General features: G+C 61.7%; 12 protein-coding genes. 6 read left to right on the top strand and 6 right to left on the bottom strand.

Annotated elements, in window-relative coordinates:
- Positions 1-52: 52 nt before the first annotated feature.
- On the top strand, positions 53-2,311 hold the full coding sequence (locus OHL11_RS04920; RefSeq protein WP_390236504.1) for a RelA/SpoT family protein: 2,259 nt from the start codon (positions 53-55) through the stop codon (positions 2,309-2,311).
- A 123-nt stretch (positions 2,312-2,434) separates the two neighbouring features.
- Here OHL11_RS04920 and OHL11_RS04915 read toward each other — a convergent pair whose 3' ends face one another.
- Positions 2,435-2,719 carry a hypothetical protein gene (locus OHL11_RS04915; RefSeq protein WP_263370358.1) on the bottom strand — a complete coding sequence of 95 codons (285 nt, stop codon included), beginning with the start codon at positions 2,717-2,719 and terminating at the stop codon, positions 2,435-2,437.
- Positions 2,720-3,097: 378 nt separating this feature from the next.
- Here OHL11_RS04915 and OHL11_RS04910 point away from each other — a divergent pair, with 378 nt between their 5' ends.
- Both OHL11_RS04910 and OHL11_RS04905 read left to right on the top strand, forming a co-directional pair.
- Complete coding sequence (locus OHL11_RS04910) at positions 3,098-4,024, top strand: hypothetical protein (RefSeq protein WP_263370357.1); 927 nt, start codon at positions 3,098-3,100, stop codon at positions 4,022-4,024.
- A 119-nt stretch (positions 4,025-4,143) separates the two neighbouring features.
- Positions 4,144-4,692, top strand: a complete 549-nt coding sequence (locus tag OHL11_RS04905; protein WP_263370356.1) for a DUF6580 family putative transport protein — start codon at positions 4,144-4,146, stop codon at positions 4,690-4,692.
- 96 nt (positions 4,693-4,788) lie between these two features.
- Here the strand turns inward: OHL11_RS04905 and OHL11_RS04900 are convergent, their stop codons facing one another.
- Together OHL11_RS04900 and OHL11_RS04895 are read right to left on the bottom strand one after the other, a co-directional pair.
- Complete coding sequence (locus tag OHL11_RS04900) at positions 4,789-5,442, bottom strand: YqaA family protein (protein WP_263370355.1); 654 nt, start codon at positions 5,440-5,442, stop codon at positions 4,789-4,791.
- An 11-nt stretch (positions 5,443-5,453) separates the two neighbouring features.
- Positions 5,454-5,951, bottom strand: a complete 498-nt coding sequence (locus tag OHL11_RS04895; RefSeq protein ID WP_263370354.1) for a MogA/MoaB family molybdenum cofactor biosynthesis protein — start codon at positions 5,949-5,951, stop codon at positions 5,454-5,456.
- Between the two features lie 119 nt (positions 5,952-6,070).
- On the opposite strand from OHL11_RS04895, the gene OHL11_RS04890 reads away from it, so the two are divergent.
- Both OHL11_RS04890 and miaA read left to right on the top strand, forming a co-directional pair.
- Complete coding sequence (locus tag OHL11_RS04890; protein WP_263370353.1) at positions 6,071-7,129, top strand: energy transducer TonB; 1,059 nt, start codon at positions 6,071-6,073, stop codon at positions 7,127-7,129.
- A 222-nt stretch (positions 7,130-7,351) separates the two neighbouring features.
- Positions 7,352-8,290, top strand: coding sequence for a tRNA (adenosine(37)-N6)-dimethylallyltransferase MiaA (gene miaA, locus OHL11_RS04885; protein ID WP_263370352.1), 939 nt, complete (start codon positions 7,352-7,354; stop codon positions 8,288-8,290).
- On the opposite strand, the gene OHL11_RS04880 is transcribed toward miaA, so the two are convergent.
- The 3 genes from OHL11_RS04880 to OHL11_RS04870 all read right to left on the bottom strand — a co-directional run bounded on the left by OHL11_RS04880 (position 8,287) and on the right by OHL11_RS04870 (position 10,630).
- Entirely contained in the window at positions 8,287-9,408 is a 1,122-nt protein-coding gene (locus tag OHL11_RS04880) for a metal-dependent hydrolase (protein WP_263370351.1), read from the bottom strand. The two genes, miaA and OHL11_RS04880, sit on opposite strands and share 4 nt — an antisense overlap.
- A gap of 30 nt (positions 9,409-9,438) precedes the next feature.
- Positions 9,439-10,365: a hypothetical protein gene (locus tag OHL11_RS04875; RefSeq protein ID WP_263370350.1), complete on the bottom strand. Its 927-nt coding sequence runs from the start codon at positions 10,363-10,365 to the stop codon at positions 9,439-9,441.
- Positions 10,366-10,450: 85 nt separating this feature from the next.
- A complete protein-coding gene (locus OHL11_RS04870; protein WP_263370349.1) occupies positions 10,451-10,630 on the bottom strand; it encodes a hypothetical protein in 180 nt (59 codons plus the stop codon).
- 367 nt (positions 10,631-10,997) lie between these two features.
- On the opposite strand from OHL11_RS04870, the gene OHL11_RS04865 reads away from it, so the two are divergent.
- On the top strand, positions 10,998-13,739 hold the full coding sequence (locus OHL11_RS04865) for a ribonuclease R family protein (protein ID WP_263370348.1): 2,742 nt from the start codon (positions 10,998-11,000) through the stop codon (positions 13,737-13,739).
- The last annotated feature ends 25 nt before the right edge of the window (positions 13,740-13,764 follow it).

Raw genomic sequence — 13,764 nt, 5'->3', positions numbered from 1 at the left:
GCCTGCCGGCGAGTTCGCGCTGGAGACCGCGCAGCCGCATGAAGAGACCACCATGCCGCCGGTCGATCTGCGCAAGCACTATCCGGAAGGCGACCCGCTCGAGCAGACCTTCGAGCATCTGCTCACCACCGTTCGCGCCAACCGCCCGAACGATGACCTGAACCTCATCCGCTGGGCATGGCTCTTCTGCCTGCAGCATCACGCCGGCCAGAAGCGCGCCTCCGGTGAGCCGTACGTCATCCATCCGCTCGAAGTCGCGCAGGTGCTCGCCGAGCTGAAGATGGACTCGACCGCCATCGCCGCCGGCCTGCTGCACGACGCCGTCGAAGATACCGACGTCACACCCGACGACATCGCTCAACGCTTCGGCGAGCAGGTCGCACACATCGTGGAAGGCGTCACCAAGCTCGACAAGATCAAGTTCGCCAACCGCGAAGACCACCAGGCCGAAAACATCCGCAAGATGCTGCTCGCCATGGTCACCGACGTGCGCGTCGTCATCATCAAGCTCGCCGACCGCCTGCACAACATGCGCACGCTCGAGCACCTGAAGCCCGAGAAGCAGGAACGCATCGCGCGCGAAACGCTCGAGGTCTATGCCCCGCTCGCGCATCGCCTCGGCATGGGTAAGCTGCGCGGCGAGCTCGAAGACCTCGCCTTCCGCTACACCGATCCCTTTACGTATACGCAGCTCACTGCGGAAGTCGACGCACTGCGCGGCGAAGGCGAAGCCTTCCTGAACCGCATCGTCACCACGCTGGAAACCAAGCTGCGTGACTCAGGCATTGTGGCGCGCGTCGAAAGCCGCATCAAGCGCCTCTACTCCATTCAGCAGAAGCTGAACGCGCACAACGTGCCCGTCGATCAGGTCTTCGACCTCTTCGCCGTCCGCGTCATCACCCAGACCGAGCAGGACTGCTACGCCGCGCTGGGTCTGCTGCACGCCACCTGGCGCCCGGTGCCCGGACGCTTCAAAGACTTCATCGCGATGCCGCGCCCGAACCTCTATCAGTCGCTGCACACCACGCTGATCGCCGAGGGCGGACACCAGTTCGAGGTGCAGATCCGCACCGACGACATGCATCGCGTTGCCGAAGAAGGCATCGCCGCGCACTGGAAGTACAAGGCCACCGACAACGTCAGCGCGAAGGACGAAGAACGGCTCGCCTGGCTGCGTCAGCTCATCGAGTGGCAACGCGAAATGAACGACCCCAACGAGTTCATGTCCACGCTGAAGATGGACATGTATCCCGAGGAGGTCTACACCTTCACGCCCAAGGGCAAGGTGATCGTGCTGCCCAAGGACGCGAGCCCCGTGGACTTCGCCTATGCGATCCACACGGACGTGGGCCACGCCACCACCGGCGCCAAGGTGAACGGACGCATCGTTCCGCTGCGCTCGCGCCTGCGCAACGGCGACATCGTCGAGATCACCACGCAGAGCGGCCATGCGCCTTCGCGTGACTGGCTCAGCTTCACAAAGAGCTCGCGCGCACGCAACAAGATCAAGCACTGGCTGAACGAGAACCAGCGCGCGCGTGCGATTGAAATCGGCAAGAAGCTGCTGGACCGCGAAGCCCGTAAGTACAAGGTCAGCCTCTCCAAGCACTCCACTACGGACTTCGACCGCGTTGCGCACGAGTACGGGCTCGGCGGTGAAGAAGACCTGCTCGCCGGCATCGGCTTCGGCAAGTACTCGACGCGTCAGGTGCTGAACAAGCTCGAGCCGGGCTCCACGCAGCTTGCTGAAGCACCGCACGCAGAGACGCCCGTCGGCAACACGATGTCGCAGATGTCCGACGCCGTGAAGCGCGTCTTCTTCGGCAAGGGCTCGGAGTCGCTGCAGGTGGAAGGCCAGGACGATCTGCTCGTCTACCGCGCGCGCTGTTGTAACCCGATTCGCGGCGAAGCCATCATCGGCTACGTCACGCGCGGCAAGGGTGTCGCGGTCCACGCACGAAGCTGTAGCAACGTGCAGAACCTGCTCTACGAGGCCGATCGCCGCATCGATGTGGACTGGTCCGCCACGCCCGAATCCACCGGCAAGACCGGCGGCCCCAAACCCACGACCTATCCGGTCAAGCTGGTCATCGTTTGCGACGACCGCTCCGGCCTGCTCAAAGAGTTCACGGCTATCATCTCCGACGACAACACGAACATCCGCTCCGTCGACTCGCAGCCTCCCAGGGACGGCGTCGTCAATGTGGAGTTCGTGATTGAAACCGTCGATGTGCGCCATCTCACTCGCCTCACGCAAAACCTCCGCAAGGTCGAAGGCGTACGCGATGTGCTGCGCGTGCAGAAGATCTAAGAGCGAATCCTCCCTCAAAAAAAGAGGGCCGCTACCTGTGGCGTTGGTAGCGACCCTATAAGAGACAACCTTGGTTCGCGCAGTGTCGATGCAAACATCGCGCCGCGCGGAAACTTGTTTGGCCTAGCCTTTGACCGCCTCTGCGGTCAGCGGCGCTTGCTTTCTTGCAGCCGCAGTTCGCAGGCGTGACACCATGCGGCGCGGGTTAGAGGTGAGCAGTGCGGCAGCAAATACGCTGCCCGCAGCTCCGGCAGCGACGCCTTCGCTCAAAGCTCTGTGCGAAGACTCTGCAATGCCCATGCTCAGCGTGAGCAGCATGACGAAGAGCGCAGCAAACACCGGAAGCTGTGCTTGCCAGAAACCTTTGCCCGAGGCGTTTCTGTCGTTCTCTCGGCGGAATGAAATCATCGTTGCTTTCCTCATGCGATCTCTTAGGAGTTCTGCATGTTGCTGCGGAACAGCGTTTGCGACCCAACTCCGCAACAGCATGACTACCTGCAAAAACGATGGAGCCTACTGCACGATGCGCGTCTGGCAAGGCCTCTGTGGGCCGCGTCCTCTGCTCATCTGGCGTGAGTATTCCATAGCGAACACGCAGCGCATCCCTATCTTTCGGACACGCCAACACCGTCTTCGGAGCGACCGAAAGTGAAGTCCAGTTCATGAAACTTTTTGAGACTCTAGGCAGCACCGCGTGAAATCGCGGCATCGTACTCCCTGTTCGCACACACTGCGCAACGCGCGTGGCCACTGACCTGGCGCGGCGCACCACAAGGAGAAGCTCGGATGTTCAAGACAAAGATTCAATTCGCTGCATGCGCAGCATTGCTGGCTCTGGGTATGGCCACTGGTTGCAAGAGCGATCAGGAGAAGGCGCTCGAGCAAGCCAAGGCTGCGGCAGCTTCGACGAACACCGCGCAGCAGATCCAGTACGTGGATGGCAACGGTGACACCGTGACCACCGTCGTGCAGCCGCCTGTCGCAGGACAGACGCAGCAGATCACGACGACCACAACGCCTCCCGCGCCCGGCCCCAAGCCCGCGAAGACCAATCCGGTAGTAACGCCGTATGGTGCAGCTCCGCTGGCAGCGAACGCTGCGAACGCAGCTGGCCCTGTGCCGACTGACGGCTCGCAGACCACAACCACTGTGGCTCCTGCCGCCACGAACGGCGCAGCACCCGTTACGGCGCCCGCAGCGTTCAACGCAACGGTTCCTGCAGGCACCTCGCTTGCGATCCGCATCAACGAACGCATTGATGTGAAGCACACGCCTGCCGGTTCGCACTTCACCGGTGAGGTTGCCGAGCCCGTCGTCCTGAACGGCAACGTCGTCATTCCGCGTGGCGTTCCGGTGCGCGGTCGTGTCGATGCATCGCATCGCCGCGGTCACTTCAAGGGCGCTTCGGTGCTGGAACTTCGCTTGACCTCGATGACGCTCGGCGGCAACGAGTACGCGCTCGACACGCATGACAACGTGCACACCAAGAAGGGCAAGGGTAAGCGCACCGCTGGCTGGATCGGCGGCATGACCGGCGCCGGTATGCTCATCGGTGGCATCGCATCGGGCGGCGTTGGCCTTGCGATCGGTGCAGCTTCGGGCGCAGGTGCAGGCACGCTCATCGCTGGTACCACCGGCAACCGCGACATCGTCATCCCGGCAGAGTCGATTCAGCACTTCCGCCTCGCCGACGACCTCGTCGTCCAACACTAATTGCGCCGCAAACGCAGAGAAGGCCAGCCATTCGATGGCTGGCCTTCTTTCTCTTTGCGCACAGGAATAGAATGAAGGAAGGCGTTTGCTCGCCGATATCTTCAACGAGAGCGAGGCCTATGCTCGCATTTATCATTCTGTTTCTCGCTGCGCTTAGCCGTTTCCTGCCGCACTCGGCACACGGCACGGCCGTCAACTTCACCGCCGTCGGCGCAGGTCTGCTTTTCTTTGGCTCACGCCGCCCTCGTTGGGAAGCCATCGTGGCGGTCGCCGTCATGGCGGTTACTGATGCCATCCTCACGCGCGTCGTCTACGAGTATCCGTTTCACATCCGCGGATACATTGTGACGTGGTGCTGGTACGCTGCGGTCTGCCTGATCGGCAGCGCGCTGCTGCGCAAGGTCACTGCACTGCGTGTGGTCGCCGGCGTGCTCGCCTCCGCTACGGGTTTCTTCCTGCTCTCCAACTTTGTCGTATGGGTCAGCAGCGGCATGTACGCTCACACCGCAGCGGGTCTTGGTGATTGCTACGCGGCTGCGGTTCCCTTCTATGTCAACGATCTGATCTCCACCGCAATCTTCGCAGCGGCTTTCTTCGGGCTTCCTGCACTGATCGAGATCACGACTGCGGAAGAGCCGGTACCGGTTCGCGTAAAAGCCAGAAAGTAAGCCACAATCAACGCAAGAACAACAAGGGAGTAGGCATCGCTTAGCGCCGCGCGCTTTGCTTTGCCGACTCCCTTTGTCTTGCCCGATGCCTGACGATTAGTCTTCGATCGGCAGCGACTCTGCGCCGCGTTTCTTATCAAAGGTCTTACGCACGACCCAGAACACGATGAGGAAGAGCACCGCGCAGATGCCGCCGATCGTGAGACCCATGTGTTCATGGAAGCCCGCCTTGAGCGTGTGTACCAGCGTCGGTCCAAACCAGATGGTGAGGAGCGAGCAGACGAGGAACTGGATCAGCTTGCCTGTGAAGACAGCCAGCACATAGGTGACCGGCTTCATTTCAAACACACCAGCAGCGAACTCGAAGAGCTTCATCGGTGTGGGCGGCGGCAGCATCGCCGGAATCATGATGGCGAGGAACTCCTGCTTCTCGAAGCGATCGCGAATGCGTTCATAGCGCTCGCGGTTCACGCGCTTCAGCAGCACCAGTTCACCGCCCGCGCGGCCGATGTAATACGGCACCAACGAGCCGATCGCCGACGCCACGGCCGCGATCAGGCTGTACGCGAGGAAGCGCGAGTGGTCGGTGGCGACGTAGCCGATGAGCACGCCGTCCATCGAAACGGGAATCGGAATGAGCGCCGAGTCGATGAGCGACAGCGCGCCAACGCCCCAAATGCCGAGCGGCTTCAGGACGGCCAGCAGGAATCCGGAAAACTTGTGGAGGAGAACAACAGGATGCAGTTTCACTACGCTCTATTTTACGCGGGCTCAGCATGTTGGGTGTCGCCGCGCAGCAAAGCCACCGCATGAGGCAGTAACGGCAGAACTGCGCGCAGACCGCTCTCCGCGCCGCGTGGCGACCCAGGCAGGTTCACAATCAGGCAATCGCCGCAAATGCCTGAAACGCCTCTGCCCAGCACCGCAAATGGAGTTTCCGCCAAACCCTCGCGGCGGATATGCTCGGCAAGCCCGGGCACCAGTCGATCGCAAACATCCAGCGTGGCCTCGGGCGTGATGTCCCGCGCCGCTACGCCCGTGCCGCCAGTGGTCAGGATGATCTCCGCTTGCTGTGATGCCTCACGCAATATCGCCGCGATCTCAGCGCGGTCATCGGCAACGACCGTTGCGGGCGAGACTTCTGCGCCGGCCTCGGTCAGTAAACGCACCAGCGTTGGGCCGGAAACATCCTGCTGCGTCCCTGCGAAACAGCGATCGCTGACAGTGACGACAACGGCACGAACTCCTTGAAGGCTCATGCTGCCAAGCATAAATGCGAGAATAGAGAGGACGCGCGCTGCGGCGAAAAACGCACGGCAAATGATCTTCCACCGCAACTTGTAGGTGGTTCGTCCGTCAGAAGATACAGACACGATAGATGCCTCTCCTCGATCCGCAGCAGCCACCTCCTCCCCCGCAGGAACCGAACGACTCCACGTCCGCAGCGACGCGCATCCGCACGTCCAAGTATGGCGAGATGGAAGCCCATGAACTCGTTCGAATGCTGGACACCATCGAGGACGAGCGCGCCCGCGGTCGTTTCCGCGAATCCATCTACATCTCGGTCTTCGTCTGGCTCGCGATCGCATGGTTCGTCTTCTACGGCCCGCGTGTCCTTTGGCATGCGCCGCGTCTGGTGCTCCCCAGCGAGGCGATGAAGCAGCATGAACTCACCATGCTCGTCGCGCCACAGCTCACGCCGCCGACGCCGCGCCTGAAGGAAATTCCGCGCAATCAGCTTCCGCCGAAGGAATTGCTCGACAAGCTCCGCGTCGAGCGGCCGCCGACGACGCAGCCGCCTCACGACCAGCCGACGCCGCAACCTACGATGGCCGCGAACAACGCGCCAAACATGCCCAATGCACCACAACCGCATGTGCAGCCGACGCCGAACAATCCCACACCGCAGCCATCGACGCATCCGTCGCCGGCCCTGGCCGATGCGCCTTCGCCGCAGCCGGGCTCGCACGGCTTGCTGCCGAAGCCGTCGACCAACCCCAGCTCTGCGATGAGCGAGATTACGCGTAATCCCTCACGCGGCGGTGGCGGCTTGCCGCGCGGCGGCATTGAAAGCCCCATTCGTGGTGGAGGCTCTGCCGGTTCCGGTGCAGAGATCCTCTCCGACACGCAGGGTGTGGATTTCAGCAAGTACATGGCCCGCCTGGTCCGCGATACCAAGAACGCCTGGGGACCGCTGCTACCCGAGGAAATCTATCCGCCGCTTTCCAAGTCCGGCCATTCGGTCTGGATTCTCACCATTCTGCCGGACGGCACGATCGGTGGATGGAAGCTGGAGAGTTCGACGCATGACGACGCCATCAACAAGTCGGCATGGGGGTCCGTAGTGACGCAGGGCAAACTGCAACCGCTACCCTCTGAGTTCCATGGACCGAACCTCGTCGTCCGCTTCTACTACACCGTAAACGAGCAGCAATAAGCTACTCTCGTAAGCGTTGGATGCTCGCTCCAAACCGCTGAAAGAGGCACAGCCTGAGCTCGCGCGAAGACTCGCCGCCGAGGAGGCGCGCCTGTTCGCCGCGCAAACGCGGGAGCGCACAGCTGCGACACGCGGCTTGCTCTATGTCGCGCTGCTCATGCTCGTTGGGCTGGCGCTCATCGCTGGCCGCGAGCGGGTCTTCCCTGCAGGCTGGTGGAGGCAATGGTGAAACCGCTGATCGTCCTCGCCGGCCCCACGGCCAGCGGCAAAACTGCGTTGAGCCTCCTCCTTGCCGAGACCTTCGGCGGCGAGATCGTCTCGTGCGACTCCGTGGCGGTCTATCGGATGCTGGATGTCGGCTCAGCAAAGCCCTCGGCCGCCGAGCGCGCGCGCGTGCCGCATCACGGTCTCGATCTCTACGACCCCAACGAGCACCCTACGGCAGGTGATTACGCCCGTCATGCACGCGCGACGCTGGATGACATCACCCGGCGCGGAAAACTGCCGATCATAGCGGGTGGCACCGGGCTCTATCTGCGCGCGACCCTCGAGGGTCTTGCTCCTGCGCCGTTGCGCAACGAGCCGCTGCGCGACAAGTTGCGCGCACGCGCAGAGAAGCACGGCAGCGCCTACATCCATCGCGTGCTGCAACGTCTGGACGCTCGCGCTGCCGCAGCCATCCACGCGAATGACACGCCGAAGATCATTCGCTCCATCGAGGTCACGCTGGCAGGCCGCGCGCCGCAAACCGAGCAGTGGTTGAGCGGCCGCGATGCCCTTCAAGGTTTTCGTGTGCTGAAGCTTGGCTTGAACCCGCCAAGGCCGTTGCTCTACGAGCGCATCAACGTGCGGGCCGCCCAAATGTTTGACCGTGGTTTGTTGCAAGAGACCGATGCTATCCGTGCGCAGTACGGCGCGGACGCACGCGCGCTCACTACGCTGGGATACCTACAGGCGTTGGCGGTGCTGCAAGGTTCGTTGGACCTGCCTGAAGCCATTGCGCAGGTGCAGCAAGGGCATCGCAACTACGCGAAGCGACAGATGACATGGTTTCGACGCGACGGGGAGATGCACTTTCTCAACGGACCGGGAGACGACGACGCGGTGCAACAGGCAGCTCTCGACACAGTGCGAAGCTTTCTAGCAGCAGACGAAAACTAGCGCTCTTCGCGCCCGTCCATCGTCTGCATCACCACTTCATGCTGCGGCCCCAACTCGACGATCGCGGTCAGTGGGCTTCGACCGTTCGAGTTCATCAACGGGACCTCGCCCATAAAGCGAGGATCCCGCAGAGTAACCACGGTGGACTGCAACGGAATCACGTTAGGATCGGGACGATCCACCGTAATCCACGGCATCGGCGACCAGTCGAGATAGGCCCGTCCCAGCGGCGACTGAATCGCAGCCAGAATCGCCGGATCGCCGGTGTTTGACTTGAGGAACGGCTCGCCTGCGGGGGCGGCGAGGCTCTGGCGCGTGTCAATCTCCTGGAGCTGGTACGCAGGCCCAAAGTCGGTTACGACGTGCCAGCGAAAAATGCTGAATGGATCTGGACTGGCGAGGCTTCGCGTCGCGCGGAAGTAGGCCGGATGCTGCTCGCGCTCGACGGATGTCGCGGTCACTTGGGGCAAGGTGAAGCTTTGCGCGTTCGCGAGAACTATCGCCTGCGCATGCTGCCAGGCGCGCACACCGTAGTAAGCCGCAATGAGCACAAGCGCCACCTGCGCTGGACGCTTCGGCGCGAAGCCGCGCGAGCTGCGGCCGCTTGAAACTTCGCGCTGCACCAGCCGCATCAGCGATGGCAACAGGAGCGCGGCAATGAGCAAGACAAACAGCAGCGGATCAAAAATGAAGACAATGGACGCCGCGTACCACTGCGGATGAAACGGCGCGAACGGACGAATGCCGTAGTTGTTGGTGAAGTCGAGCAGAAGATGCGAGCACAACGCCAGCAACACCAAGAGATACAGCGTGCCCCAACGCACAGGTGCCAGGGTCAGCGACCGCGTAGCTGGCGCCGCTCTGCGACCAGCACGGAAACGATGCACGCCGTAAAACACCGCGACGATGAGCGCCGCTTCAAACGGCAGCCCCAACAAGGTATGAGTGATCCCACGATGATGCGTGAAGCTTTCAACTGGCCCACGCAAGCTCCAGAGCGTGTCGATGTCTGGAAACTCGGCGGCGATCGCCATGGCCGCGGTGGCATAGGCTGCTCGGCGGTTGAAACCAGAACGGGCCAGCAGAGTCCCGGTGAGAACATGCGTTACCGGTTCCATGCTGGCCCTGCTCCTGAAGAATGAGGGATGCTACGCCGTCATAGCGAGGCTTGCCGCAAGCGACGGATCCTTCGCCGAAGGCCCACCAAACTCACTCACGCCAGCACCGACAGCCTTGAAAGCGGCAACCTCTGCGTTCGCCAGCATCGAAGGACGGAATCCGTCGATGACCACCATCCCCGGCGCATCACCCAGCGCCGCAGAGATGCGGTTCCAGGTAAAGTACGGCGAAGTCGTCGGCAGCATGACCATCTGGCGCTCCGGCTCCGGAAGAGCAAAGTACGACAGCCAAGTCACCATGGACGCCGCGCCTGCAATCGCTCCCACTACGAAAATAGGAGAGTAAACCGATTGGGCGGCCGTGGTGGGCTCCCATGTGGAAAGCACGAGGGAAGCCGTGGAACTGATTCCCAGCCCGAGCATCACACCAAACGGACGGCTGCGGTAGGTGAGCCCAAGCGGACGCGCAGCAAAGCAAACGAAGAGAAGTAAGCAGATCGAGAGTACGTTGATGCACTCTTGAAGATTACCGAGCAGCGAAGCGAAATACATTGTGTCGGTGTGTGGACCGAGAAATACGGTGAATGACAGAACCAATGAAACGCACGAGACCCAGGCAAAGATGATACTGCCGATGTTACGAAGGCCCTCGAGTGGCTTCATCGCGATGCGATACATCGCATAGATCACGACCACTTCCAGCGCTGCCTGCAAGGCCTGGGAGGTCCAGAAGCTGTAGAGATAGATTGAATATGCCAGTTGACGGGAAAGACCAAGCTGCTGGCGATGGAAAAGGGTGCCAATAGCCACCGCAGCATTTGCCGAACGTACGAGCAGGAGTGCAGCCAGCGCGGCAAATGAACGAGTCAATTGCTTCTTGGAAAGTGTAATCAGGCTACTCGCCCCAAGAAGAACGATGAGGATGTCGACAAGTTGAAGGGCGGTTTTCGCAGTCATGGACGCACTCCCGGAGTAGCTTTTATGCTACCCCGGGACTAGCGCGGAGCCAAACTTTTTTCTACAACCTTCGGGGAGTCGAAGCTTAGTCGATGCCGCAGAGGCTTGCGCTCTTCGGGCTGCACATCGGAGCCGGGGTGCTCGGATCGAGGAACGTCACCTTGGTGGTGTTCGACTTCGTCGCGGCCTTGGACGAAACGGTGGAGGCAACTGCTCCGGTGAGGGCGAGGGTCAGGACGAAAGCGCGGACGGTGAAGTTCTTCATGGTAAAGCTCCTTAGGTATCAATCTCGTGTTGCGAATGTTTGCTGCTAAAGTCGTTCGTGTTACTAAAAGATTTCTCTGGACAACCAGATGTCTACAACGTAAGGTGTAACCAAACGTAAGTCCAATAAATTCAATATGTTGAGTGTTTAGGATTGAGTAAACATTACCGAAGTAACACACGGGTTACTTCGGCGGGCGACACAATAAGGACTTTCGTTTCAATTACTTCGTTTTCAGCCTCTATAACGGCTGCCCACATTCTTATGTGCAAAGCGTCCCGCTTTGGGGCATCGCGCAATGCATCGCTTCGTGGTTATCAGTCGCCCGGATTCGCAGCGGAGACGGGCTGGCTGCTATGCTCGGCGCATGTCCCGTGGCCCGTACGCTCACAGTGATCGCGACCTTCTCAACCGGATCGGCCGGGCTCCCGGCGGTAAGGCTGGATACAAGCAACTCATTCGTGAGCTTGGGCTTGGCGGCGGTCGCGAGCGCCGCCTGCTTCTCGAGCAGCTTTCCCGCATCGCGGCACGCGGAGAACTGGTAAAGCTCAGCCCTGAACTCTGGGCTGTTCCCCGGCCTGCAGAAGACGCCAACAAGCCCCGGCGCCCTGCCCGGCGAGGTGGTTTGTGGGACGGCATGGAGCAGGAATCCCGCTCAGGACGCGACCGGCTCGTCAGCGGAAAGCTGGATCTTCACCGCGACGGCTTCGGATTCGTGCGGCCGGATGCGGCGAAGGACCACCCCGCGGCGACGGGCGATATCTTCATTGCTCCCAATGAGTTGAACGGCGCCATGGGAGGCGATCTGGTACTGGTGGATGAGTTTCCGCCGGGCCGCGACGGGCGCCGCTCCGGCCGCATTGCGCGGGTGCTCACGCGCCGCAACCCGACGATCGTCGGCATCTTCCACTACGCGCGCACCGCGCGGCGCTCCCCGGGCTACAACGAGTCAGAGCTTTCGACGAACTACGTCACGCCGCTGGACGAGCGGATAGGCAGCAGCATCAGCATCCCTGCAGGAGAAGAGATCGTCACGCCGAAGGGCGAGGACGCCAACCGTACCCTGGGCGATGAGGCGAAGAAGCGCAAGCGCCGCCTTGCGCATGAGGTTTCGCCCGCGCTCGAAGGCATGGCGGTCGATGTTGAGATCATTCGCTTCCCACAAGCGGGACGCCCTGCGCTGGGTCGCGTGATCGAGGTGCTCGGTCATCCTGATGATTTCGGTGTCGACGTTGAGATCGTCATCCGCAAGCACCATATCCCGCACGTCTTTCCACCCGACGTGCTCGTCGAGGCCGAGGACCGATCCAAGGTGACCCCTGAGACGCTGGAAGCCGAGGAACTCGCTCTGCGCGAGGACTTCCGCGAGCTTCCCGTCGTCACCATCGACGGTGAAACCGCGAAGGACTTTGACGATGCCGTACTGGTGCAGACGCTGCCGAACGGCAACACCGAACTCCAGGTGCATATCGCCGACGTGAGCGCGTACGTCATCCCCGGCTCGCCGCTAGATACGGAAGCGCGCGTGCGCGGCAACAGCGTCTACTTCCCGGACCGCGCCGTGCCGATGCTGCCACACGCGCTTTCGAGCGGCATGTGTTCCCTGCTGCCGAAGGAAGACCGCTTCGTGATGAGCTGCATCATGGAGATCGACGCCGAGGGTGAGATCGTTCGCTATCGCGTTGCGGAGGGCATCATCCGCTCGGCGCGACGCTGCACCTACACCAGCGTGCAGGCGTGCCTGAACGTCGGTCAGTCGCACCCCGAGCACCTGAAGCCGGCCTCTGCAGAGGACATCGCCGAGTGCGAGCGCGTAGCGCTCGAGCAGCCGGAGATGCCCAAGCGCTTCGAGGACATGCTGGAGCTTGCGCTGCGCCTGAACCGCAAGCGCGTACGTCGCGGCTCCATCGACTTTGATCTGCCCGAGCCACTCGTGCTCTTCGATCCCGATGGCAACATGAAGGCGATCGTGCGCACCGAGCGCGGATGGGCGCATCGCCTCATCGAAGAGTTCATGCTGAGCGCCAACGAGTGCGTGGCCACGTGGCTCGCCTCGCAGGAGATCCCGTCCATCTACCGCATCCACGAGATGCCCGATCCGAAGCGCATCGTAGAGTTCGAAGAGACAGCGGCGACCTTTGGCCAGACGCTTGGCATCGGCGCGATTCCGACGAAGAAGCTGTCGATGAAGTCCGACCGCCGCTCTCTGCAGGCGCGCGGCCGCAACAGTCGCGAAGCGCAGAAGCGCGAGTTGCCGGAGAAGATTCCGGTCACGCCGCAGATGTATCAGAAGCTCATTCGCCGCATCGACGGCCACCCCGAAGAGCGCATCCTCAGCTACCTGATGCTGCGTTCGCTGAAGCAGGCGCGCTACGCCGAAAAGAACGAGGGCCACTTCGCGCTGGCCTCGCCGACGTATACACACTTCACCTCTCCGATTCGTCGCTACCCGGACCTCATCGTGCATCGCCTGATGCGATCGATGCTACGCGGAGGTGCGTCCCCGCGGGGCGGCGCGATCCACTCCGGCGATAAGCAGCCGTGGAGCAGCGATGAAGCCACGCCGCAGCCGACGGACGGTCCCATCACGGTGGAAGAGTTGAACGACATCGCCGATGAATGCTCCAAGACGGAGCGCCGCGCCTCCGATGCGGAGCGCGAACTCGTTGAGTGGAAGAAGATGAAGTTCATGGCCGACAAGGTCGGCGACGACTTCGGTGGCATGATCCTGTCGGTGACCAAGTACGGTTTCTTCGTTGAGCTCGATCAGTTGTTTATCGAAGGCATGGTGCCGATTGCAACGATCCCGGAAGACGAGTGGCACTTCCGCGACACCGACCGCACGATCGTCGGTGTACACAGCGGCCACGTCTTCAAACCCGGGCAGCGTGTCACCGTGATTCTCGACCGCATCGACCGCGTGCAGCGACGCTTGCAATTTGCCTTGGTCGACGCAGAGGTAAACGAGGACAACGCGAGCGAAGTGCGTCCGGTGAACCCTCGCTCGCCACGCGCGTACGGCGAACGTAAGAAGGCCGAGAAGCAGAAGAAGAGCACCAAGGAACACAAGCGCGCAAAGAAGGCCAAGCATGCGAAGCGAGGCCGTTGATCGCTACAAGCTGAAAACACAGAAG

The organism is Granulicella cerasi (assembly GCF_025685575.1).
Taxonomy (GTDB): Bacteria; Acidobacteriota; Terriglobia; order Terriglobales; family Acidobacteriaceae; genus Granulicella; species Granulicella cerasi.
Note: the sequence above shows the minus strand (reverse complement) of the source record. Positions and strands in the feature narration are given on the sequence as shown.

Bases quoted from the DNA above. Each gene is read 5' to 3' on its own strand.
- OHL11_RS04895 (WP_263370354.1), bottom strand. From the start codon at position 5,951: ATGAGCCTTCAAGGAGTTCGTGCCGTTGTCGTCACTGTCAGCGATCGC.
- OHL11_RS04875 (WP_263370350.1), bottom strand. From the start codon at position 10,365: ATGACTGCGAAAACCGCCCTTCAACTTGTCGACATCCTCATCGTTCTT.
- OHL11_RS04890 (WP_263370353.1), top strand. From the start codon at position 6,071: ATGCCTCTCCTCGATCCGCAGCAGCCACCTCCTCCCCCGCAGGAACCG.
- miaA (WP_263370352.1), top strand. From the start codon at position 7,352: ATGGTGAAACCGCTGATCGTCCTCGCCGGCCCCACGGCCAGCGGCAAA.
- OHL11_RS04880 (WP_263370351.1), bottom strand. From the start codon at position 9,408: ATGGAACCGGTAACGCATGTTCTCACCGGGACTCTGCTGGCCCGTTCT.
- OHL11_RS04910 (WP_263370357.1), top strand. From the start codon at position 3,098: ATGTTCAAGACAAAGATTCAATTCGCTGCATGCGCAGCATTGCTGGCT.
- OHL11_RS04865 (WP_263370348.1), top strand. From the start codon at position 10,998: ATGTCCCGTGGCCCGTACGCTCACAGTGATCGCGACCTTCTCAACCGG.
- OHL11_RS04870 (WP_263370349.1), bottom strand. From the start codon at position 10,630: ATGAAGAACTTCACCGTCCGCGCTTTCGTCCTGACCCTCGCCCTCACC.
- OHL11_RS04915 (WP_263370358.1), bottom strand. From the start codon at position 2,719: ATGATTTCATTCCGCCGAGAGAACGACAGAAACGCCTCGGGCAAAGGT.
- OHL11_RS04905 (WP_263370356.1), top strand. From the start codon at position 4,144: ATGCTCGCATTTATCATTCTGTTTCTCGCTGCGCTTAGCCGTTTCCTG.
- OHL11_RS04920 (WP_390236504.1), top strand. From the start codon at position 53: ATGCCGCCGGTCGATCTGCGCAAGCACTATCCGGAAGGCGACCCGCTC.